A 21,387-nucleotide genomic window follows, 5' to 3' on the forward strand; every position below is an offset into this window, starting at 1 on the left:
GAACACGAAACGAGGACAGCTGTCACCCCTAACTGTGACATCGAGCGTTGCAATCGTCTCAGTTCACCCGAACGAATTAACAGGCGGTTCGCGAACATCGCGAAAGCCGTTCGCGCGCGGCATGGATCCGACCCCGGCGGAGCCTCGGCCGACGCATCGGCCCGGTAGGCGAAGCTAGCACGTCAGCAGCCCCGCGCGGGCCGAAAGCAACCAGACGGACCAGAGCGCTCGGCCAAATTCATCCACAGTGGACAGTTGCGCTCGCAAGAAGGCTCCGGGGAGCGACCGTCGCATCACCCGGAAGGATGAGTTCTCGGCTGCGCGGCGAGCCGATCCCGCACCCGGCGGCGCGAACCCGTCGCCCGTTCGGCAATTTGGTAGGAAAACCTCGCGTGTGACCCTTGTGACACGGCGTTCCGCGCATAAGACTCGCAGCGGTTCCCGAATTGAACGCAGTGACTGCGAGGCAGCTTTGAGCATTCTCGGCACCCGGGTCCAACGTGTCGAAGACCCACGCCTTCTGACCGTCGGCGGCACCTACGTCGACGACCTGCGCGATCCCGCCCTGCAGGGCGCGCTGCGCGTTGTGTTCGTGCGCAGCCCGATGGCCAACGCGACCATCACCGAAATCGACACCACCGAGGCCGCGGCCGCTCCCGGGGTGCACGGCGTGTTCACCGCCGACGACGTGGACCTGCCGCCCTACGAGTCCGGCGGCAGCCTCAGCGGCCCCACCCCGCCCGGCCTGGACCGCCCGCACCTGGCCAAGGGCGTCGCGCGCTACGTCGGCGAACCGGTCGTGGCCGTGGTCGCCGAGAGCACCGCGCTGGCCCAGGACGCCGCCGAGCTCGTCTCGATCGACTACGAGCCGCAGGACGCGGTCATCGACCTCGACGAGGCGATTTCGGGCGAGAAGCTGGTGTTCCCGGAAGCGGGCACCAACGTCATCGGCACCGCCGGCGAGCTCGACGACGGGCTGTTCGACGACTGCGAGGTCGTGGTCAGCGAGCAGATCCACAACCAGCGGGTCGCCGCCGCCTCGCTGGAGGGCCGCTCGGCCGCGTGCGCGTGGGAGGGCGAGAAGGTCACCTTCTGGCTGTCCAACCAGAACGCCCAGGCCTGCCGCGACGAGCTGATGGGCAACCTCGGCCTGCCCCAGGAGCGCATCCGGGTGATCACCCCGGACGTCGGCGGCGGGTTCGGCGCCAAGATCGGCTCCGAGCAGGAGGCGGCGCTGCTGTCGCTGCTGTCCGAGCGGGTCGGCAAGCCGGTCAAGTGGGTCGAGACGCGCAGCGAGAACCTGGTGGGCATGACCCACGGCCGCGCGCAGCGGCACCGGGTCACCATCGGCGGCACCCGCGACGGCCGGGTCACCGCCTACCGCCTGGAGATCGTGCAGGACGTCGGCGCCTACCCGCGGATGGGCGCGTTCCTGCCGGTGTTCACCCAGATGATGGCCAGCGGGGTCTACGACATCGCCAAGGTGGAGTCGCAGGCGCGCACCGTGGTCACCAACACCACGCCGATCGGCGCCTACCGCGGTGCCGGGCGCCCGGAGGCGACCGCCGCCGTCGAGCGCGCGATCGACCTGTTCGCCGCCGAGATCGGCGCCGACCCGGCGGAGGTCCGGCGCAAGAACCTGGTCAAGCCGGAGCAGTTCCCGTACAAGACGCCGGGCGGGATGCTCTACGACAGCGGCGAGTACATCAAGGGCCTGGACTCGGTCCTGGAGGCCGCCGACTACCAGGGCCTGCGCGAGGAGCAGGCCAAGCGGCGCGCCGAGGGCTCGACCAAGCAGCTGGGCATCGGCCTGTCCAGCTACGTCGAGATCACCGCCCCGAACAACACCGAGGGCGAGACCGGGCACGTCGAGATCAACCCGGACGGCAGCGTCCTGGTGCTCACCGGCTCCTCCCCGCACGGGCAAGGCCACTGGACCAGCTACGCGATGCTGGTCAGCGAGCAGCTGGGCATCGATCTGGACAAGATCGAGGTCGTGCACGGCGACACCGACCGGATCCCGAACGGCGTGGGCACCATGGGGTCCCGCTCGCTGCAGCTCGGCGGCACCGCCGTGCACCGCGCCTCGGTGGAGGTCAAGGACAAGGCCCGCAAGCTGGCCGCCGAGATGATCGAGATCGACGAGGGCGATCTCGAGCTCACCGACGGCAAGTGGCAGGTCCGGGGCACCCCGAACGTCTCGGTGTCCTGGGCCGACCTCGCGCAGCGCGCCGGGGACGGGCTGGCCGCCGACGTGCACTACGTCGAGGACCGCCCCACCTTCCCGTTCGGCTCGCACCTCGCGGTGGTCGAGGTGGACACCGAGACCGGCAAGGTCGACTACCTGCGGCACGTCACCGTGGACGACGCGGGCGTGATCCTCAACCCGGTGCTCACCGAGGGACAGCGGCACGGCGGCATCGCCCAGGGCGCGGCGCAGGCGCTGCTGGAGGAGGTCTCCTACGACGCCGACGGCCAGCCGCAGAACGCCAGCTTCGCCGACTACGCGATCGTCAGCGCCGCCGAGCTCCCCAGCTTCGAGCTGCTGACGATGGAAACCCCGACCACGCTGAACCCGCTGGGCGTCAAGGGAATCGGCGAGGCGGGCACGATCGGCGCCACGCCCGCGGTGCAGAACGCGGTGGTCGACGCCGTCGCGCACCTCGGCGTCCGGCACATCGAGATGCCCACCACCCCCGAACGGGTGTGGACGGCCATCAACGAGGCATAGAAACGCAGCCGAGTTCGTTCAAGGTCATTGGTCGCCGATCAACGGCCTGAGGACCACGCTTAGGAGTTCGTTCGTGCAAGTTTCGATCAACGTCAACGGCGAGCAGCAGAGCCACGAGGTCGAGGACCGCACGCTGCTCGTCCAGTACCTGCGGGACGACTGCGGGCTGACCGGCACCAACGTCGGCTGCGACACCACCTCGTGCGGCGCGTGCACGGTGCTGCTCGACGGCGAGTCGGTGAAGTCCTGCACGGTGCTGGCCGCGCAGGCCGAGGGCCAGGACGTCACCACCATCGAGGGCCTCGGCGAGGGCGAGGAGCTGCACCCGATGCAGCGCGCCTTCCAGAAGCACCACGGCCTGCAGTGCGGCTACTGCACGCCGGGCATGGTGATGGCCTCGGTCTCGCTGGTGGAGGAGAACCCGAACCCGACCGAGGAGCAGGTGCGCTCCGGCCTGGAGGGCAACCTCTGCCGCTGCACCGGTTACCACAACATCGTCCAGGCCGTGCTGAGCGCGGCCCAGGAGAAGCAGGGGGCCGCAGAATGATCCCCGCCGCGTTCACCTACAAGAAGGCCACCACGGTCGACGAGGCGCTGAACCTGCTGGCCGAGCACGGCGACGACGCGAAGCTGCTGGCGGGCGGGCATTCGCTGCTGCCGCTGATGAAGCTGCGCTTCGCGGTGCCGGAGGTGCTCATCGACCTCGGCAGCCTGCAGGACCTGTCCTACGTCCGCGAGGAGGGCTCGCAGGTGCGCATCGGTGCCCTCACCAGGCACCACGACCTGGAGCACTCCGAGCTGCTCGAGCGCGAGGTCCCGCTGCTGGCGCACGCCGCGGGCACCATCGGCGACCCGCAGGTCCGCCACCGCGGCACCATCGGCGGCTCGCTGGTGCACGGCGACCCGGCCTCGGACCTGCCGGCGGTCGCGCTCGCGCTGGACGCCGTGCTGGTCGCCCAGGGCCCGTCGGGCACCAGGGAGATCGCCGCGACGGAGTTCTTCACCGACTTCTTCGAGACCGCCCTCGGCGAGGACGAGCTGCTCGTGGAGATCCGGGTGGACAAGAACCCGAACCAGGGCTGGGACTTCCAGAAGTTCACCAAGCGCGCCATCGACTGGGCCATCGTCGGCGTGGCCGTGGCGGGCAACCGGGTCGCCCTGGTCAACATGGGCCCCACGCCCATGCGCGCGACGGGCGTCGAGGAGGCCCTGGCCTCCGGCGCCAACCCCACCGAGGCCGCCGAGCGCGCGGCGGAGAACACCTCCCCACCGGACCAGCCGGGCGCCAGCGCCAACTACCGCAGCCACCTGGCCAAGGTCCTCGTCCGCCGAGCCCTCGAAGCAGCAGCAACCCGCCAGCGCTGACCCCGCGCTCGCCTCGTCGAAAGTCCCCGCGCGCCAGCCAGCGCGCGGGGACTTTCGATGAAAAGGAACACCGGCCGCTCTCCGACACCGCGGGCTGGCGTGGGGGATCTTTCCGCAAATCCTATTCAGGGCCGCGAGCTTCCTCGGTCTCCTCCGCTGAGGTCCGCGTCTCCTCACCGTCGACCGATATCTCCTCAGCAGCCGCGCTCTCTCCTTCCGCGCCAGTAGTCCCCGGTGCGGTATCGCCGAGGTCCGGCCCCGAAGCCCTCCCGGAAATCGCGAGGGTGCCGTTGACCGGCGCGTCCGACTCCTGGCTGTGCGGTGCATCGAACCGATCGCGCATCTCCTGGGCCACGTCAGAGCGCCCCTGGGCATCGAGCAGATCAGCCATTTGGCGTGCGAACATGGCTTGCTCAGGGCCATCCGCAACGACCCTGATCACTCCGGCAGCGGAGTCGCTCAGGGAGGACTCCGGCACCGCCTCACCCTGCCCGTTCGACCAGGCGGGCACGTACATCTCCTGCGGCGCGGGGACCACTCCAGCGGACGTGGCGTTTCCAGCTGCCAGTTCCCACACCCCGCCCGATTCGGTCGTGTTCGCGGCTCGTGCCAGCAGCCGGAGGTTCTCGAGCTTGGCGACAGCCTCGTCCACCCGCTGCTTCTCGTCGGTCCTGGGCCCCGCCAGCCACCACACGACGGCGTTCGCCTCATCGGAGAGCACATCTCCCCGGAGGTAGTTGCGCACGTTCAGCTCGTAGCGACGTTCGTAGTCCCAGACCTCCTCGTCCTTGCGGACCTTGGCCAACCTCGCGAGGCGCTTGGTGTCGTCCTCGGACAACGCCAGCTCGATGTCGTCCGCCCACACCTCGACCCGCCCCGACGGATCCTTCCTGGGCATCCCCAGCGCGTTCATCATGCGGTACCGCGCGCTGCTAGCGTCCCCGGGCTCCACGGAGGCCGCGAGCTTGGTCGCCTCGGCCACGATCAGATCAGCACCGAGCACCCCCGGGTTCGGATGCGGCAGGCCAGGAGCGTTCGGCATCGAACGCCACAGGACCGTGCAGGAGAACGAGAAGCGGTAGTCCTCGTGAGCGCTCCGCACGAGGACGGAGTCGACGCTGTACCGGGCCGGCTCAGGTGCAGCGGGAACCGGCTCCTCCCACGGAGGTTCCCATTCCTCCTGTACCTGCGGGTTTGGCTGCCGCTTGCGCAGGTTCCACTCGACGACCCCGTAGGCGATCAGGGACGGCGCGAGCAGGAGCACGACCACCAATGCGATCCACAGCCATAACGGCCACCCGTAGACGAGACCGAGCACTGCGCAGGCTACAGCCAGCATGACCGAGAGCACGCGGATCTGGGTCTTCTGATCGGTTGTCAACATCGTCCATCCCCTAGGTGCCAGCGAGCTGCAACCCCAGCGCAGCATCGATCTTCATCGACAGGTTTCGAAATGTTCGCCGCCGCTCTTCCCGCTCATCCAGATCGTCCGCAGCAGCCACCCAATCCCGGCAAATCACGTGGAGCCACGCCAGGGTCGCGCGATCACCACCAGCTCCCGTGACGACGACGCCCAGCAATTGCGCACCGTGCCGATCGCCGACTGATGCTTCCATCCACCCTTCGGCGGCAGAACGCCAAGTCTGGACAGCATTGGCAAAAACAACCCTCCAGCAGGAAGTCAGCTGGCGACGTAATCCACGATTGACGATCAGCGGCTCCGAGGAGCCGCTCGTCGCGATGAGCCGAGAGGGATGGGAAACGGCGAGGAACAACGCGGCGTCCGATTCCTTGCGACGCTCTTCCAACCAGATGCGCATCCGCCACAAAAGGCGACGGTAGGAGCGGGAATCCTCAGCCAGGCGTACCATCGCATCGCTCGCCGCGCGCGCGACCGAAGGATCGACGTGCGTGGTCAGCAAGCGCAAGCGCACAATCGCTTGATCAGCGTGCGTTTCCGACATGACGTCCGCACAAACCGAAACCAGCACGTGCGCCAAATCGCTCGCAACTGTGGACTTCGCCGCCCATTCGTAGATCCGGCGGCGGACTACCGCCGCCGATCCGTTGGCCGAGTTCTCTTGCAGGCCGTAGACCAGAGCGCTGGCAGCCCACGGCCGCGTCCTCGGTTTGCCCTCTTTAACGGGAGCCAGCCTGGAAGCAAGTTCGCAAAGATCAACGATGCGCCCGGAACGACGGGCCTGTTCGGCGAATCGCGCCACCAACCGATCTCGATCCTCGTTCGTGAACCCGAAGTCGACGATGCAGTCACCGACCCAATGGCCGAGCTCGCGGCGCATGTCCGGGAAGTTCTCCCAAAAGTAGTCGCGCAAGACGCCCTCGTAGTAGGTCTTGGTGAAACCCACCTCGTCGCGCTCGTTGGTGGTCGCCCCCACTCGCGCGAGCATGGCGTTCAACGCATCTTGCTCCAAAACGTGCGGACGGTAGATCCGGTACTGCAAGCGGTTCCGCAGCTTCTCAGCAGCGAGGTGGACCGAATCGGGATTGGAATCCTTGAGCATCGCCGCGGAGAGGGCGAGCGCCCGCCACTTCCCGGACCACCCCTCGACCGCGTCGGCAACTTCGCGCCGCAACCCTCCGACGTCGGTGCAGGCGCTCTTAAGCCAATTGGTCGCCACGTCGTCCGGGTTGGATTCACGCGCCTCCACCGCTCGTCGGCACAAGCGGACGAGTTCCCGCATCGGATCGTTGTCGAGATGCGGGCGCAAGAACGTCAGGCTCTCCAGCACGTCCGCGTCGTAGTCCATCGATTCGGCTTCAAGGTGCTTGGCGAGGACCTCGGAGCCTCGTGGACGCTGAATGGGCGCCCGGAGCTCGTCCCACTCGGGCCGCAAGCAATCATCGACGCCGACTGGCGGAACGATCACCAGCATTGCTCCTTGGGCCACGACGCTCGCCCAGAGCTGCAGGAGCTTGTCCTGAACATCCAGGAAGACGTCCTGCGCAGCATCCGCGAGGTCCAGCAGGAGCGGCTCGCCCGGCTGAACAGCTTCTGGATCGAGGGAGACCTCCCGCCCCTCGTCGTCGAGAGACAGAATGCGATAACGGGTTTTCCCGCCGTCGAAGGGTTGAAACAGCCTTCGCGCAGCTGTGCTCCGCCCGATTCCCGGGTCTCCATCGACGAGAACCGCCCGCTCAGCGAGCAGCATGTCGGCGGCGCGTTTAAACCCCGTCGGCGCCACGAAGCGGTCGCCGAGCTGCACGTCCGCCACCACCGAAGTGGAGACCCGCTCCTCGTTCAGGCCGCCACCGCGATCGGTGTAGACGATGGTCGTCGTGTGACGGTCCCCGTAGTGAACGGAGGCACTGGCTTCACGAGCAGCTTGGAATAGACCGATATCCCCTTCGGCGTTCTCGATGCCCTTGACAGCAGCGCGTTCGTCAGTCGACATCATCGACCTCGTCACGTTGACGCTTCGCCCTAGCGGCAGCGTTCCGAGATCGACCGGACGTTTCACCGGCAGCGTGGAAGTGCGCAGGCCCAGATCCACTTGCGAACTGTCCGACATTGCCGTACATGTTGCCGATCCCCATTACTTCCGCCATCATGCCGTCTGGATCCGACTCGGATCTCGTTTCCAGCGGCTCTTCCTCCCGCGTCCCACCAGCCATTCCGACAGACGACTTGATCCCCTCGCGGAGCAGGTCGCCGGAGGGGGTCGGCACTCGCAGGTAGGCGGATCCCGCGAAGGTCTTCACCTCGACATCGACCGGGACGTACAGCGACGGGTCCTCAGCCGCGTAGCCCGAGATGACGGCGTCCTCGAACACGCGTGGAGACACAATGGCGGCGACGCGGGTCGCGTCGCTGGAGCGGGCCAGGATGTCGCGGACCGGCTCCGAGTCCAGCATGCGGTGGGCTTCGATCCTGGTGGCGCCGTTGCCGTCGCCAAGCACGGCTTCGCCGGAGTCGGTGATCGGCCCCACCGCCAGGACGACCCGCATCCGCAAGTTGCCGTGCTGCGGGGGCTGCATGCTGTTCTGGTCGTCGAGCTCGTCCTGCAATGCCATCAGGAACGGGTTCAACAGGTACGGCAAGCAGCTCGGTTCGAGGATGCGGAAGTACCCGTCACCGGTGCTGCCGCCGAACCCGGAGTCCCACAGGCACCCGTGGCCACACCTGGTGAAGGCGTTCTCCAAGATGATCGGGATCTGGCGGGTGATCTCCTCGTGGTCGCGGGTCTTGCGTCCGCTGAAGTCCTTCACGTCGACCACCAGCACAGCTCGGTACGGGGGCAGCTCGGTCGGTTGGTGCGAAGGCGCACGCATGGGCACTACTCCTTCCTGGATGTTCACGTCACCGCGAAGGTTCGCGGAATTCGACGAGGGCAGTTGTCCGCGGCCGGACAGCTCGACCGTGATGTGCATCACTGGTCGCTGACCGCTCCGGCGTCCTCGGCGAGGGCCCGGAGATCGGCGATCTCGATTCGCGGACCTGGGCCAAGCACGCCATCGGCACGCATGCCGCGGATCTGCTCCGCCACCGTGCTGCGCACCATGCCGAGAGCGTGGGCCAAGGAGCGCTGCGAGAACGGAATCCGGTAGCAGTCCGGGCTGTCCGCCTCCGCGAGCCGAACGACCTCCAACAGCAGGCGCGCGAGCTTGCGACGCGGGCTGAAGTGGACCTGCTGCACCTGGTACGGAACGGTTTCGGACAGCTTCGCGACAAGGTAATCGGTGAAGGCGTCCTGCGCCTCCTCCTCTTCGAGGAACCGGTCGAATTCCGGACGGGACAGCGAACGGATCGTGCACTTCTCGAGCGTCTGGACCGTCGCGCTCCGGGTCGCCCGGCGTCGGGCGGCCATCTCACCCACGAGATCTCCAGGCCCCCGGAGCGAGAGCAGCACTTCGGCCCCGTCCCGATCCCCCGCCAGCACCTTGACCCTTCCGCTGATCAGCGCGAAGAGAGACCCACCTTCGGCACCTTGCCGCAGCAGGTATTCACCTGGTCTGCAGATCCGCAGTGCTCCTCGACCTTCGAGTGCTCGCCACCGTCGCTCGCCCAGAAATCCGCGAAAACCTCGCGGAGACATGTTCTCTCCGTAGTGCACGTCGATTTCCGTACCCGTCGGACGAGACCCGGCGCGAGCGGTTCGCGGGGATACCGCTCGAAGAGAGCAAACCGCGCACCGAAAGTCATGGACGTCTCACTCGAATGGCATTGGCATTTCGGCAGTATCACCGCAGCCTCGGTGATATGACCTCCAGCGATGAAGCGTGGAAGGCACTGCAGCAAACCCACGATCTGATCAAGGTCGCCGACACCAAAGCCGCAGCCATCGTCACCGGCAACGGGGTGCTCGGGGGTGTTCTGATCAAGGCGCTCCCCGCGCACGGCACCTGGTCGGCCGCGTGGCCGCACGTCACGCTGATGCTGAGCAGCATCGCGGCGGTGAGCGCGAGCATCCTGTTCGCGCTGCGGGTATTCGTCCCCCGCCTGCGCAACGCGCAGCCGGAGTCCTTGCTGTACTTCGGCACCATCGCGCGGAGATACCCCGAACCCACCAAGTTCATCGCCGCATACCGCAGGTTGCTCGACGATGGTTCGAAGCTCGAGGAGGCCCTCGCCGAGCAGGTGTGGACGACCAGTCACATCGCACGGCAAAAGTTCCGAAACGTCACACCCGCGCTCTGGTTGCTCGGACTGGCCCTGATCACCGCATTGCTCGCCGGACTGCTCAAGTAACCCGATCGAGTTCGGCTGAGGTGGCGGCCGCGCTGGTGGGGTTAGCGTGGGGGTGATGGTGGGGTGCGTTCGGGTCGGGACTTCCGGGTGGGTGTACGGGCCGTGGCACGGGCCGTTCTACCCGCGGGGGTTGAAGCGCGGTGCGGAGCTGGAGTTCCTGGCCGAGCGGATGGGCACCGTGGAGGTCAACGGCTCGTTCTACTCGCTGCAACGACCGGAGAACTACCGGCGGTGGGCCGAGCAGACCCCCGACGACTTCGTCTTCGCGGTCAAGGGCAGCCGGTACATCACGCACATGAAGCGGTTGCGCGAGGTCGAAACCGCGCTGGCGAACTTCTTCGCCTCCGGCGTGCTGGCGCTGGGCGGCAAGCTGGGTCCGCTGCTGTGGCAGCTGCCGCCGTCGCAGGCCTTCGAGCCCGAGCGGTTGGTGGAGTTCTTCGGTGAGCTGCCGCGCAGCACCGGGCAGGCCGCCGAGCTCGCCGCGCGGCACGACGATCGGCTGTCCGGGCGGGCGCTGACCGAGACCGACGCGGACCGCCCGCTGCGGCACGCGCTGGAGGTGCGCCACTCCTCGTTCGCCGACGCCGAGGCCGTGGAGCTGCTGCGCGAGCACCGCATCGGGCTGGTCGTCGCCGACGCGGCGGGCAGCTGGCCGCACCTGGAGGACGTCACCGCGGACTTCGTCTACCTCCGCTTCCACGGCGCCGAGGAGCTCTACGCCAGCGGCTACGGCGACGCGGAGCTGGAGCGCTGGGCGGAGCTCATCGCCGCGTGGCGCTCCGGCCGCTGCCCGGCCACCGAGCGCACCGTCGCCGAACCGCCCGCGGACGACCGGCCCCGCGACGTCTACGCCTACTTCGACAACGACATCAAGGCCCACGCCCCGGAGGACGCCCAGACCCTCGCCGCCCACTTCGCGCGATCCGCTGGCGGTTCGGCCTAGGGGCGTGCGGCTCGAACCACCAGCGCCGTCGCGTCGTCGTGGGGTTTCGCCCTCGGCGGGGGCGGTTCGGCGGTCTCGGCCTGGCGCACTCGGACGAGGAGCTCGTCGGGACCCCGCGTGCTCAGGAGGTCGAGGAGGCCGGGCCAGTCGGTGCGGTGGAAGTGCTCGACGTAGCGGGACGCCCCGTCGGTGAGCAGCGCCGCGCGGTGCAGGCTCGGGACCGCGCCCCGGACCGCCTGGTGGGCGGCTTCCGGGTCGGTGCTCGCCACCCAGAAGCCCTCGGGGTGGTTGCGCAGGTCGCGAACGGCCTCCTGGGTGTAGGAGGGCAGGTGGTCCAGGCGGTCGTCGACGACCGCGCGCACCTCGGCGCCGGTGTCGAGCACCAGCGGGCTGTCGGCCAGCACCAGGTACTCCGCGCGCTCGCGCACGCGCAGCATCGTGACCGTGGACGACGGGCTCGACGGGTTGCTCAGGTCGCACCCCGGGTGCGCGGCGCGCGTGCGCTCGACGGCCTCGGCCAGCACCTCGGCCAGCGGCGCTTCCGAGCTCGTCAGCAGCCCGGCGAGCGCCCCGCCGAGCTGGCGGACCAGCCAGACGACGTCGTGCGCGCAGCCGCTGTCCACGCCCGGCGGGGCGGTCGCGCCGTCGAGCACGAAGGCCCAGTCGGGGCCGGCGGCGAAGCAGTCCTCGTTGCGCCGCCCCGGTGCGGCGATCGTCGCGGCGGCCACGTCCATCCGCGCTCCCGGTTCAGTGGTCGTCCTCGTGGAAGAACAGCTCCTCGAGGTGGTCGGCGGTCTCGGCGACGAAGTTCAGCGGGTCGACGAACTCGTTGATGTCCAGGTTGAGCAGCGGCAGCGCGTGCCGCAGCACGAGGTGGTCGCCGATGATCACCGCGCCGCACACCGCCGAGACCTGGCCCAGCTCCTCCAGCACCTTGCGCAGGTCGGTGTTCGAGGCGCGGCCGACGACCGACACCACCTGCACCCAGTCCTCGCGGTCGTCCAGCACCTCGTGGCAGACGATGACGATCTGGCTGCGGTCGTCGTCGTACTCGACGAGGACGCGGATCTCCTCGTCGCTGGACTCGATGATCCGGAACTCGGGTTCCTCGGCGAACTCGTCCTCGTCCTCGTCGGGGGCCGGCCGGTACTCGGACCGGATGAACGCGCGCAGGTCCTGCCAGGTCGCCATGACTTCCTCCTGGACGGGTTCGCAGACCGCCGCGATCCTAAGCCCGCGAGATCATCGCGTGGAGGGGTTCGCGGGAATCCCGCGCGATCAGGCGGGATCGCCGCGTTCGCCGTACCAGCCGGCGAGGCGACCGCGGCGGCTGACCGCCCGGACTCGGCGCTCGGTGGCCTCGCGCTGCGCGAACGTGGTCACGATGAACAGCTCGTCGCCGGTTTCCAGGACGGTCTCCGGGCTCGGGACGAACGTCCGCCCGTCGCGGATGACGAGGGTGACCACGCCCGGGTCGGGCAGCCGCAGCTCGCGGACCGACACCGAGTGCAGCTCGGAACCGGCCGGAACGGACATGGACAGCAGCTCGGCGTCGAGCACGTCCAGCGGGGCCGCCTCCACCTGCACTTCGCGGGTGGCCTCGCGCGGGATGAGCCCGAGCAGCCTGGCCAGCGGCCGCAGGCTCGGCCCCTGGACCAGGGTGAAGATCATGACCAGCACGAACACCACGTCCAGCAGCCCTTCGCTGCCGGGCACCCCCTGCACCACCGGGAAGGTGGCGAGCACGATCGGCACCGCGCCGCGCAGGCCCGCCCAGGACAGGAAGGCCTGCTCGCGAAGCGGCATCCGGAAGCCGGCCATCGCGATGACCACCGACAGCGGGCGGGCGACCACCAGCAGGACCAGGCCGACGACCAGCGCGGGCAGCACGACCCCCGGCAGCCTGCTCGGGGTCACCAGGAGGCCGAGCAGCACGAACAGCCCGATCTGGGCAAGCCAGCCCAGCCCCTCGGCGAACGAGCGGGTGGCCGAGCGGTGCGGCAGGCCCCGGTTCGCCAGCACCACCCCGCACAGGTAGGCCGCGATGAAGCCGCTGGCCTGCAGCGTTCCCGCCGCGGCGAAGGCGACCATGCCCAGCCCGAAGGTCGCCAGCGGGTACAGCCCGGAGGCGGGCAGCGCCATCCGCGGCAGCGCGACCGCGCCCAGCCAGCCCAGCCCGAGGCCGATCACCACGCCCGCGATCAGCTGGTAGCCCAGGCTCGCGGCGAAGTCCATCGGGCTCAGGCTCAGCGGAACGGTGCTGAACAGCAGCACCAGGATCACCGTCGGCGCGTCGTTGAAGCCCGACTCGGCCTCCAGCAGCCCGGCGAGGCGGCGCGGCAGCGGCAGCACCCGCAGCACCGAGAACACCGCGGCCGCGTCGGTGGAGGACACGATCGCGCCGAGCAGCAGCGACAGCTGCCAGGGCACCCCCAGCAGGAAGTGCGTGCCGACGGCGGTGACCACGACGCTGACCCCCACCCCGGCGGTGGCCAGCAGCCCGGCCGGGGCCAGGAGTCTTCGCACGTCGGCCCACTTGGTGGTCAATCCGCCCTCGACCAGGATCACCGCCAGCGCCGCGGTGCCGAGGTTGCGGGCGAGCTCGGCGTCGTCGAACTCGACGCCCAGCCCGTCCTCGCCGAGCAGCACGCCCAGCGCCAGGAACAGCAGCAGGCTCGGCAGGCCGACCCGGTGGGCCACCCGGGTCGCGACGATGCTCGCCAGCAGCACCAGGCCGCCGGCGAGCATGCCGAGGTTCAGCTGCACCAGGCTCATCGATCCCCACTTCCGCCCGAAGTGTCCGATGATCCTAACCGCCGAGCGCTCGCTCATCCGTTTCGCCGCGTCGCCCCTCGGCTGGTACGCGGCGGCGGTTGCGCTGTTCGGAGTCCTTCTCCCGAGCGCAAGGAACTGGTGACCGGACTCACTGGTGCGCCGATCGAAGCGCGCGTTATTTTACTCAGGAGTAGATAACGCCCGGCCGACGTCGGCCGATTGGAGACGCACCGTGTCAAACGTCCATCGCGGGCAGGCCGGCGCGCGCAAGCGCGACGCCATGGGGCTCGGCCTCGCCGCCATCGCCAAGATCGCCAGCGCGCCGATCATCGACAAGGTCGGCCTGCGCAAGCAGTTCGAGAACCTGGTGCAGAACGGCACCCGCACCGGCTTCCGCGCGGCGGGCGCAGCTACCCGGCAGTTCAAGAAGGTGCAGGGCCTGGACAAGCCAGCACGGCTGACCTCGGCGCCGTCGAAGGACCTCTTCGACCTGGAGCCCGACGAGGAGCAGGCGCTCATCGCCGAGACGGTGCGCGAGTTCGCCGCGGAGCAGGTGCGTCCCGCCGCGCACGACGCCGACGCCACCCTGGCCACCCCGGCGGGCCTGGTGGAGCGCTCCGCCGAGCTGGGGCTCGCCTCGGTGGGCATTCCCGAGCAGCTCGGCGGCCTGGGGACCGAGCGCTCCGCGGTGACCAACGTGCTGGTCACCGAGGCCCTGGCGCACGGCGACATGGGCCTGGCGGTGGCCATCCTGGCGCCCTCGGCGGTGTCCAACGCGCTGACCCAGTGGGGCGACGAGGAGCAGCAGGCCACGTACCTGCCCGCGTTCGCGGGCGAGCACGTGCCCGCCGCCGCGCTGGCGCTGCAGGAGCGGGTGGCGCTGGCCGACCCGTTCAAGCCCACCACCAAGGCCGAGCGCACCGCGACCGGGTACCGGATCACCGGCGTGAAGTCGATGGTGCCGCGGGCCGCCGAGGCCGAGCTGTTCCTCGTCTCGGCCGACCTGCAGGGCAACGGCCCCGCGCTGTTCCTGGTGGAGTCCTCCACCAGCGGCGTGTCCATCGAGTCCGAGCCCGCGATGGGCCTGCGCGGCGCGAGCACCGGCAAGCTGCACCTGGAGAGCGTCGAGGTCGGCTCCGGCGCGCTGCTCGGCGGCGGAAAGACCGAGGTGTTCACCGACCTGGTGCGGCTGTCCCGGCTCGCCTGGGCGGCGCTGGCGATGGGCACCGGCAGGGCCGTGCTCGACTACGTCATCCCGTACGTCAACGAGCGCACCGCGTTCGGCGAGCCGATCAGCCACCGGCAGGCGGTGGCCTTCAACGTCGCCGACATCGGCATCGAGCTGGAGAGCATCCGGCTGACCACCCTGCGCGCCGCCTCGCGCGCCGAGCAGGGCCTGCCGTGCGCTCGGGAGGTGGCGCTGGCCCGCAAGCTCGCGGTGGACAAGGGCATGTTCATCGGCAGCGCGGGCGTGCAGCTGCTCGGCGGGCACGGCTACACCAAGGAACATCCGGTCGAGCGCTGGTACCGGGACCTGCGGGCGATCGGCGTGATGGAAGGCGCGGTCCTGGTCTGAGGACCGGTCGCAGCACCGAACCGACGCTGCGGACCTTCCGCAGGCTCCTGGAGGGGAATTCCGATGATCAATCTTGAGGTCCCGAAGAAGGCCCGAGGCCTGGTCAACCAGGCCTACCAGGCCGCGTCCGAGGTCTTCCGGCCGATCTCGCGCAAGTACGACCGGCTGGAGCACAGCTACCCCAAGGAGCTCGACACCCTCGCCGCGCTGCTGGACGGGTTGAACTCCTCGGGCGAGGGCGGCGCGGGCGCCGCGGGCGTGCGCAAGGACGAGGACAAGACCAAGCAGGGCAACCGCAACGGCAGCAACCTCAACCTCGTGCTGGGCACCATCGAGATGTGCTGGGGCGACCTGGCGATGCTGCTGGCCATGCCGCGGCAGGGCCTGGGCAACGCGGCCATCGCCTCGGTGGCCAACGAGGAGCAGGCCGAGCGATTCGCCAACGTGTGGGCGGCGATGGCCATCACCGAGCCGAGCACCGGCTCGGACTCGGCCAACATCACCACCACCGCCGAGCTCGACGGCGACGAGTACGTGCTCAACGGCGAGAAGATCTTCGTCACCGCCGGCGACCGGGCCGACACCGTGGTCGTGTGGGCGACGCTGGACAAGTCCCAGGGCCGCGCGGCGATCAAGTCCTTCGTGGTGGAGAAGTCCCGCCCGGGCATCTCGGTCGAGCGCCTGGAGCACAAGCTGGGCATCAAGGCCTCGGACACCGCGGTGATCCGGCTGGACGGCTGCCGGGTGCCCAAGGAGAACCTGCTGGGCTCGCCGGAGATCGACACCAAGTCCGGGTTCGCCGGGGTCATGCAGACCTTCGACAACACCCGCCCGCTGGTGGCCGCGATGGCCATCGGCGTCGCGCGGGCGGCGCTGGAGGAGACCCAGAAGGTCCTGGCCGAGGCGGGCATCACCGTCGACTACGACCGCCCGGCCAACTCCCAGCACGCCGCGGCGGCGCGGTACCTGCAGCTGGAGGCCGACTACGAGGCCGCCTACCTGCTGACCATGCAGGCCGCGTGGATGGCCGACAACCGCAAGCCGAACTCGCTGCAGGCCTCGATGGCCAAGGCCAAGGCGGGACGTTCGGTCGTCGACGTCACCCTGAGCTGCGTGGAGCTGTGCGGCACCGTCGGCTACACCGAGGAGTCGCTGCTCGAGAAGTGGTCGCGGGACGCCAAGATCCTCGACATCTTCGAGGGCACCCAGCAGATCCAGCAGCTCATCGTGGCGCGCAGGCTGCTGGGCAAGTCCAGCGCCGAGCTCAAGTAGGCCCCCGTCCCGGCCGCCGGAGCCCGCGCGGCTCCGGCGGCCGCTTCGCACCTCGGGCGCAAATCGGATTTCTCCGGGCGAATCGGAGCACTACGCTCCGGCCATGGGTTTCGAGGACTACATCGCGCAGCCGTTCGTGCTGCCGCTGGAGCCGCGCGACGCGGTGCGCGACGGCCGTTCCGACGTCTACCTGCCGGACGCCGCCGAGCCGCGTCCCGCAGTGGTGCTCGTGCACGGCGGACCGCTTCCCGCCGAGCTGTCCCCCACTCCCCGGGAATGGCCGGTGTTCCGCGGCTACGGGGCGCTGACGGCCGCGCGCGGGTCGGTGGGTGTCGTGGTCGAGCACGGGTTGCACTCCCCCGCCGATTACCCGAAGGCCGCCGACGACGTGGCCGCCGCGGTCGAGTCCGCGCGGGCGCACCCGGGCGTCGACGGGTCTCGCGTGGCGCTGTGGTTCTTCTCCGGCGGCGGGCCCCTGCTGGCCGACTGGCTGCGCACGCCCCCGGAGTGGTTGCGCTGCCTCGCGGCCTCCTACCCGGTGGCCGTACCGCCTCCGGAGTGGCAGGTCGATCCGCGCTTCGACCCCATCGGGGCGCTCGGCGCGGGTTCACCGCCGATCGTGCTCACCCGTGCCGGGCGGGAGGACCCGTCGATCGCGGCGGGCGTCGAGTCCTTCGTGGACGCCGCCAGGAGGACGGCGCGCCTGGAGGTGGTCGACGTCCCGAACGGCCAGCACTCCTTCGACACCCTGGACCACACCGAGGAGTCCCGGCAGGCCGTGGAGAGAGCGCTGGAGACCGTGCGCGGCTTCCTCTAGGGTCGTCGGGCCCCGCCCTGACCGTCCGGAACGTCCCCGCGCACCGAGCGCGGGGATTTTTTCGGCCGCAGGGGCGCGAACCCGACCTCAGGAGGTTTGAAGTGGACTACGACGTGCTGATCATCGGTGGCGGAGCGGCCGGGCTCTCGGGCGGCCTGGTGCTGGCCCGGTCCCGCAGGAAGATCGCCGTGCTCGACGCGGGCGAACCGCGCAACGAGCCCGCCGGCCACGTGCACGGCTACCTGTCCCGGGACGGCATCACCCCGGTCGAGTTCTTCGAAACCGGCCGGGCCGAGGTCCGCCGATGCGGCGGCGAGATCGTCCCGGCCCGCGTCGTCGGGGCCAAACCCGCTGACCCGGAGGGGTTCTCGATATCCCTGGACGACGGCCGGGAGCTCACCGCGCGCGGGCTGCTGGTGGCCACCGGGCTCGCCGACGAGCTGCCCGACATCCCGGGACTGCGCGAGCGCTGGGGCGACGACGTGCTGCACTGCCCCTACTGCCACGGCTACGAGGTGCGCGACCGGCCGCTGGCCGTGCTCGGCGGGGACAACCGCCCGTTCACCATGCACCAGGCCCAGCTGGTGCGGCAGTGGTCGGCCGACGTGGTGTTCTTCCCGAACACCATCGAGCCCACCGACGAGGAGCGCAGGCGCCTGGAAGCGCGCGACGTCGAGGTGGTCGACGGACCGGTCGCGCGGCTGGTCCCCGGCGCCGGCGGTCTGGCGGGCGTGGAGCTGGCCGACGGCCGCGTGGTGCCGCGCGAGGTCGCGTTCGTCGGCCCGCAGTTCCTCCCGCGCGACCAGCTGCTCGGCGAGCTCGGCTGCGAGCGCGGCGAGAACGGCTGGGTGGCGGTCGATCCCTCGGGGCGCACCAGCGTGCCGGGCGTCTGGGCGGCGGGCAACGTCGTCGACAACCCCGCTCAGCTCGTCAACGCCGCCGCGGAGGGCATGACGGCGGGCATCGCCCTCAACCACCACCTCCTGGCCGAGGACGTCGAGGCGGCGCTGGCCGCCACCTGATCCGGCCCGGGGCGCGCGGCCCCTCTTCCACCAGGAGCCCCCGCGACCACCGCGGGCTCTCGATGGGAGGAGGGGCCGCGCGCCTCACAGCAGGAGGGCGAGGCCGAGCGTCGCCAGGGAGATCGCCAGGAGGAGCGCGCCCAGGTAGACCAGGACGATCAGGGCGTTGGGGCGTTCGCGACCGGCGCCCATCGACGAGAAGAAGAACCCGCCCGGCATCAGCAGGGCCGAGACCGCGACCCCGGCGCGGGCCGTCCAGCCGAGGACCCCGTCGAGGCCGGCCGCGTCGGCGTAGGGCTGCACGACGAGCGCGAGCAGCAGCAGCACGCCGGCGTGCGCGTGCCCGGCGCGGGCGAACTTCTCCTGGAACGCCGTGGCCGGCGCGGGGCCGCTGACGATCTTGACCAGGTACATCCCGCCGGTTTCGACGGTGATCAGGGACAGCAGCAGGATCCCGGCGAGGACCTGGCTCTCGGTGGAGAGCATCGTGCACCACCTTCTGGATAGGCAACTATCCAAAGTTTGGACAGTGAGCTATCCAAGTGTCAAGATGGCGACGTGTGGATGAGCGAGCTGTCCGAGCGCAGCGGAACACCGGTGCCGACGATCAAGTACTACCAGCGGGAAGGCATGCTGCCGCCCGGCGAGCCCGTCGGCACCACCCGCACCAGGTACGACGGCACCCACGTGGCGCGGCTGCGGCTGATCCGCGCGCTGGTCGACGTGGCGGGCCTGAGCCTGGACCAGGTCAGGGGCGTGCTGGCGGTGATCGACGACGAAACCACCGACCGCACCGCGGCCATCGCCAGCGCCCACCGGCTGCTCTCGCCGCCCCCGAACGAGCCCCCCTCGGAGGAGGCCCGTCGACGGGTGACCCGCCTGATGGACGGGCGGTCGTGGCTCGGCGCCCGGGAGGAGGCGCACGCGCTGTCCCTGGCCGCGGCCATCGACCGCCTGGAGCGCTCGGGCCAGCCGCTGCCGGACAGCGCGCTGGAGGAGTACGCCGACGCGGCCACCGAGATCGCCGAGGTCGACCTGGCCGCGCTTGGCGGCGAGCTGCGGGACGCCCCCGACGCCACCACCTACGTCGTGCTCGGCACGCTGCTGGTCGACCCGGTGCTGGTCGCACTCCGCCGGATGGCGCAGGAGGACCTGGCCCGCCGATCCCGAGGCGAAGCCGACTCCTGAAAACCAACGAATCCCCCGCGCCGCACCCCTCCCACGGCCCGGTGCCAGGAGTTAGCGTGTGCCGCCATGAACGGGCGACGGAGCTGGCTGTTACGGGCGAGGCGGAACGCGCGCGGCCTGTCCCGCGGAACCCTGGTCCTGCAGGCGGTTCTGCTGACCGCCGGGCTGGCCGTCCTGGTCACCATGCTCCGATCGGGCCGCGCCGCGGCCGTCCTGCCGACCGCGGCGATCGCGGTCCTCGTGGCCTGCCTGCTGATCGCCGTGCTCGTCGAGCTCTCCCGCCGCCGCTGAGCACTTCGCCCAGCGGCGGCGGGGCCCGGCGCTCCTGACGGGGGCGGGCGCGTCAGGGCAGCTCGGGCAGCGCGCCGCAGTTGGCGCCCGCGGGCGCGCCGGAGAGGCGCTCGGTCAACCAGTCGATGGCCGCGCCCTGGTCGGCCAGCAGCGGGGCCAGGTGGTTGGTCAGCAGGCCCTCGCCCAGGTCGGGCAGCAGCACCGGCTCGTAGGTGACCTCGCCGCCCTCGGCGCACCAGTCGGCGGCCAGCTGCCGGGCCTGCGCGTGCGGCACGACGTCGTCGCGCACGCCGGTGGCCACGCGGACCGCGGTCGCCGGCTTCGCGGTGCCGAGCAGCTGCTCGTCGAGCACCTCGCGCACCGCAGGTTCGGCGGCCACGACCTCCCCGAGGCTCTGGCCGGTGGTGGTCCAGTCGGCGCTGCGGGCGAAGGCGTGGCCGAGGATGCCGTCGCCGATGCAGGCGGTGGACAGGTCCTCCAGCGCCGCCGCACCGTCCCCGTCGAGGTAGCGCGCGGCGATCGGGCGCAGGTCGGGGTTCGCCTGCAGGAAGCCGTTGAGCGCCCAGCCGAGCGCCCCGGCCAGCGCGCTGCCGTCGATGCCCTCGACGACCTCGGCGAGGTCGGCGGGCGGTGCGCCGACGTAGGCGCCCGAGAGCTCGACGTCCGGGGCGTAGTCCGGTTGCAGCTCCGCCGCCGAGGCGCTGGCCCCGCCGCCCTGGCTGTAGCCGTAGAGGGCGACCCGCGAGTCGTCGGCGACCGACGCGCCGGGCAGCGAGCGCGCCGCGCGGACCGCGTCGAGCAGCGCGTGCCCGCCGTCGATCCGGTTGACGTAGGTGTGCAGCCGATCGGTGGTGCCCAGACCCACGTAGTCGGTGACGACCACGGCCGCGCCCTCGGCCAGCAGCCGGTAGATCGCGACGTCCTCGTAGCCGACCGACACCGAGTCGCCGTCCAGCGAGATCGGGCGCTGCAGGCCCATCGACGCCGCGCACGCGTCGCCCTGACCCATCGTCCCGGGCGCCACCGCCACGAGCGGGCGCGGCCCCGGCCCCCGCCACGGCGCGGCGGGTTCGATGTAGGCGCCACTCACCGCGGCGGGCCCTCCGGTGGAGTCGGTGGTCTTGTACATCAGGCGGGTCGCCGTGCCGGGCAACTGCTTCCCGCCGATGCTGGGCAGGCTCAGCGCCAGCGGCAGCGGCTCGGTGCGCACCAGCGCGCCGTCCGCTTCCGGGAGTTCGGCGGGCGGGTCGTAGAAACCGGCGCTGACCGGGCCCGGCCCGGTGGGCGGTTCGGCGGCGCTCGCGGGCGCGGCCGGCACGCCGGCGAGGGCCAGCGAGAGCGCGGTCGCGGTGACCAGGACGCGAGCCCGTCTGCGGGCCGCGGACGGCGGGTGGTGGACGGATCGGTTCATGCGGATCGCTCCCTGCGTCGTTGGATGGTGCGAACTGCGCGAGCCGATCGGGTCGGCGGTGGTTCTCCGCGACCCGTGCGGCATCGGTGCGGCGGCGGTTTCCCGGCCGGGCACGACGTTTCGGGACGCGCGGCGGTGGCCGCGGGTCCGCGGGCGCGTCGGCGGCGGTCGCCGACTCCAGGTGGCGCCTCGGTTACTGGCGAGTCACTTCGAGGGAAGCCTAGGCAGGATGTCACTCAGCGACAAGACGTCCTTCTGCGCCAATCCGGTCCGGACGTAGAATGCGACG

At 70.4% G+C, this 21,387-nt stretch carries 20 protein-coding genes; 11 read left to right on the forward strand and 9 right to left on the reverse strand.

Features of this window, described 5'->3' with window-relative positions; translation table 11 throughout:
* The first annotated feature begins 472 nt into the window (after window positions 1-472).
* From ACFQRI_RS16725 to ACFQRI_RS16735, 3 genes are all read left to right on the forward strand, one after another.
* On the forward strand, window positions 473-2,731 hold the full coding sequence (locus ACFQRI_RS16725) for a xanthine dehydrogenase family protein molybdopterin-binding subunit (RefSeq protein ID WP_380669569.1): 2,259 nt from the start codon (window positions 473-475) through the stop codon (window positions 2,729-2,731).
* A gap of 73 nt (window positions 2,732-2,804) precedes the next feature.
* Complete coding sequence (locus tag ACFQRI_RS16730; protein ID WP_380669571.1) at window positions 2,805-3,278, forward strand: (2Fe-2S)-binding protein; 474 nt, start codon at window positions 2,805-2,807, stop codon at window positions 3,276-3,278.
* On the forward strand, window positions 3,275-4,096 hold the full coding sequence (locus ACFQRI_RS16735) for an FAD binding domain-containing protein (RefSeq protein ID WP_380669573.1): 822 nt from the start codon (window positions 3,275-3,277) through the stop codon (window positions 4,094-4,096). Before ACFQRI_RS16730 ends, ACFQRI_RS16735 begins: the two co-directional genes overlap by 4 nt.
* Before the next feature lie 121 nt (window positions 4,097-4,217).
* Here the strand turns inward: ACFQRI_RS16735 and ACFQRI_RS16740 are convergent, their stop codons facing one another.
* Genes ACFQRI_RS16740 through ACFQRI_RS16755 form a run of 4 tightly spaced genes read right to left on the reverse strand, consistent with a single transcriptional unit; the run spans window position 4,218 to window position 9,150 of the window.
* A complete protein-coding gene (locus tag ACFQRI_RS16740) occupies window positions 4,218-5,480 on the reverse strand; it encodes a hypothetical protein (protein WP_380669575.1) in 1,263 nt (420 codons plus the stop codon).
* Window positions 5,481-5,490: 10 nt separating this feature from the next.
* Window positions 5,491-7,608 carry a hypothetical protein gene (locus ACFQRI_RS16745; RefSeq protein WP_380669577.1) on the reverse strand — a complete coding sequence of 706 codons (2,118 nt, stop codon included), beginning with the start codon at window positions 7,606-7,608 and terminating at the stop codon, window positions 5,491-5,493.
* Entirely contained in the window at window positions 7,499-8,485 is a 987-nt protein-coding gene (locus tag ACFQRI_RS16750) for a hypothetical protein (RefSeq protein ID WP_380669579.1), read from the reverse strand. Before ACFQRI_RS16750 ends, ACFQRI_RS16745 begins: the two co-directional genes overlap by 110 nt.
* The gene (locus ACFQRI_RS16755) at window positions 8,485-9,150 is read right to left on the reverse strand and encodes a Crp/Fnr family transcriptional regulator (RefSeq protein ID WP_380669911.1); all 666 of its coding nucleotides are present in this window, start codon (window positions 9,148-9,150) and stop codon (window positions 8,485-8,487) included. The genes ACFQRI_RS16750 and ACFQRI_RS16755 overlap by 1 nt, the downstream gene beginning before the upstream one ends.
* A 164-nt stretch (window positions 9,151-9,314) precedes the next feature.
* Here ACFQRI_RS16755 and ACFQRI_RS16760 point away from each other — a divergent pair, with 164 nt between their 5' ends.
* Window positions 9,315-9,803 carry a Pycsar system effector family protein gene (locus ACFQRI_RS16760; protein WP_380669580.1) on the forward strand — a complete coding sequence of 163 codons (489 nt, stop codon included), beginning with the start codon at window positions 9,315-9,317 and terminating at the stop codon, window positions 9,801-9,803.
* Window positions 9,804-9,858: 55 nt separating this feature from the next.
* Window positions 9,859-10,746, forward strand: a complete 888-nt coding sequence (locus ACFQRI_RS16765; RefSeq protein WP_380669582.1) for a DUF72 domain-containing protein — start codon at window positions 9,859-9,861, stop codon at window positions 10,744-10,746.
* Here the strand turns inward: ACFQRI_RS16765 and ACFQRI_RS16770 are convergent.
* The 3 genes from ACFQRI_RS16770 to ACFQRI_RS16780 all read right to left on the reverse strand — a co-directional run bounded on the left by ACFQRI_RS16770 (window position 10,743) and on the right by ACFQRI_RS16780 (window position 13,521).
* The gene (locus tag ACFQRI_RS16770) at window positions 10,743-11,480 is read right to left on the reverse strand and encodes a protein phosphatase 2C domain-containing protein (RefSeq protein WP_380669584.1); all 738 of its coding nucleotides are present in this window, start codon (window positions 11,478-11,480) and stop codon (window positions 10,743-10,745) included. The genes ACFQRI_RS16765 and ACFQRI_RS16770 overlap by 4 nt on opposite strands.
* A gap of 13 nt (window positions 11,481-11,493) precedes the next feature.
* Window positions 11,494-11,937 carry a hypothetical protein gene (locus ACFQRI_RS16775; RefSeq protein ID WP_380669586.1) on the reverse strand — a complete coding sequence of 148 codons (444 nt, stop codon included), beginning with the start codon at window positions 11,935-11,937 and terminating at the stop codon, window positions 11,494-11,496.
* Window positions 11,938-12,024: 87 nt separating this feature from the next.
* On the reverse strand, window positions 12,025-13,521 hold the full coding sequence (locus tag ACFQRI_RS16780) for a potassium/proton antiporter (protein WP_380669588.1): 1,497 nt from the start codon (window positions 13,519-13,521) through the stop codon (window positions 12,025-12,027).
* A 280-nt stretch (window positions 13,522-13,801) separates the two neighbouring features.
* Between ACFQRI_RS16780 and ACFQRI_RS16785 the strand changes: the two genes are divergently transcribed.
* The 4 genes from ACFQRI_RS16785 to ACFQRI_RS16800 all read left to right on the forward strand — a co-directional run bounded on the left by ACFQRI_RS16785 (window position 13,802) and on the right by ACFQRI_RS16800 (window position 18,208).
* A complete protein-coding gene (locus ACFQRI_RS16785; protein ID WP_380669913.1) occupies window positions 13,802-15,097 on the forward strand; it encodes an acyl-CoA dehydrogenase family protein in 1,296 nt (431 codons plus the stop codon).
* 63 nt (window positions 15,098-15,160) lie between these two features.
* On the forward strand, window positions 15,161-16,369 hold the full coding sequence (locus ACFQRI_RS16790) for an acyl-CoA dehydrogenase family protein (protein ID WP_380669590.1): 1,209 nt from the start codon (window positions 15,161-15,163) through the stop codon (window positions 16,367-16,369).
* 103 nt (window positions 16,370-16,472) lie between these two features.
* Window positions 16,473-17,186, forward strand: a complete 714-nt coding sequence (locus ACFQRI_RS16795; protein WP_380669592.1) for an alpha/beta hydrolase — start codon at window positions 16,473-16,475, stop codon at window positions 17,184-17,186.
* A 101-nt stretch (window positions 17,187-17,287) separates the two neighbouring features.
* Window positions 17,288-18,208, forward strand: coding sequence for an NAD(P)/FAD-dependent oxidoreductase (locus ACFQRI_RS16800; protein WP_380669594.1), 921 nt, complete (start codon window positions 17,288-17,290; stop codon window positions 18,206-18,208).
* Between the two features lie 84 nt (window positions 18,209-18,292).
* On the opposite strand, the gene ACFQRI_RS16805 is transcribed toward ACFQRI_RS16800, so the two are convergent.
* Complete coding sequence (locus ACFQRI_RS16805; protein WP_380669596.1) at window positions 18,293-18,694, reverse strand: hypothetical protein; 402 nt, start codon at window positions 18,692-18,694, stop codon at window positions 18,293-18,295.
* A 78-nt stretch (window positions 18,695-18,772) separates the two neighbouring features.
* Here ACFQRI_RS16805 and ACFQRI_RS16810 point away from each other — a divergent pair, with 78 nt between their 5' ends.
* Together ACFQRI_RS16810 and ACFQRI_RS16815 are read left to right on the forward strand one after the other, a co-directional pair.
* The gene (locus ACFQRI_RS16810) at window positions 18,773-19,396 is read left to right on the forward strand and encodes a MerR family transcriptional regulator (protein WP_380669598.1); all 624 of its coding nucleotides are present in this window, start codon (window positions 18,773-18,775) and stop codon (window positions 19,394-19,396) included.
* A gap of 66 nt (window positions 19,397-19,462) precedes the next feature.
* Entirely contained in the window at window positions 19,463-19,687 is a 225-nt protein-coding gene (locus tag ACFQRI_RS16815) for a hypothetical protein (RefSeq protein ID WP_380669600.1), read from the forward strand.
* Between the two features lie 52 nt (window positions 19,688-19,739).
* Here the strand turns inward: ACFQRI_RS16815 and ACFQRI_RS16820 are convergent, their stop codons facing one another.
* Window positions 19,740-21,098, reverse strand: a complete 1,359-nt coding sequence (locus ACFQRI_RS16820) for a lipase family protein (RefSeq protein WP_380669602.1) — start codon at window positions 21,096-21,098, stop codon at window positions 19,740-19,742.
* Window positions 21,099-21,387 lie beyond the last annotated feature (289 nt).

Source organism: Saccharopolyspora griseoalba (assembly GCF_042665275.1).
Taxonomy (GTDB): Bacteria; Actinomycetota; Actinomycetes; order Mycobacteriales; family Pseudonocardiaceae; genus Saccharopolyspora; species Saccharopolyspora griseoalba.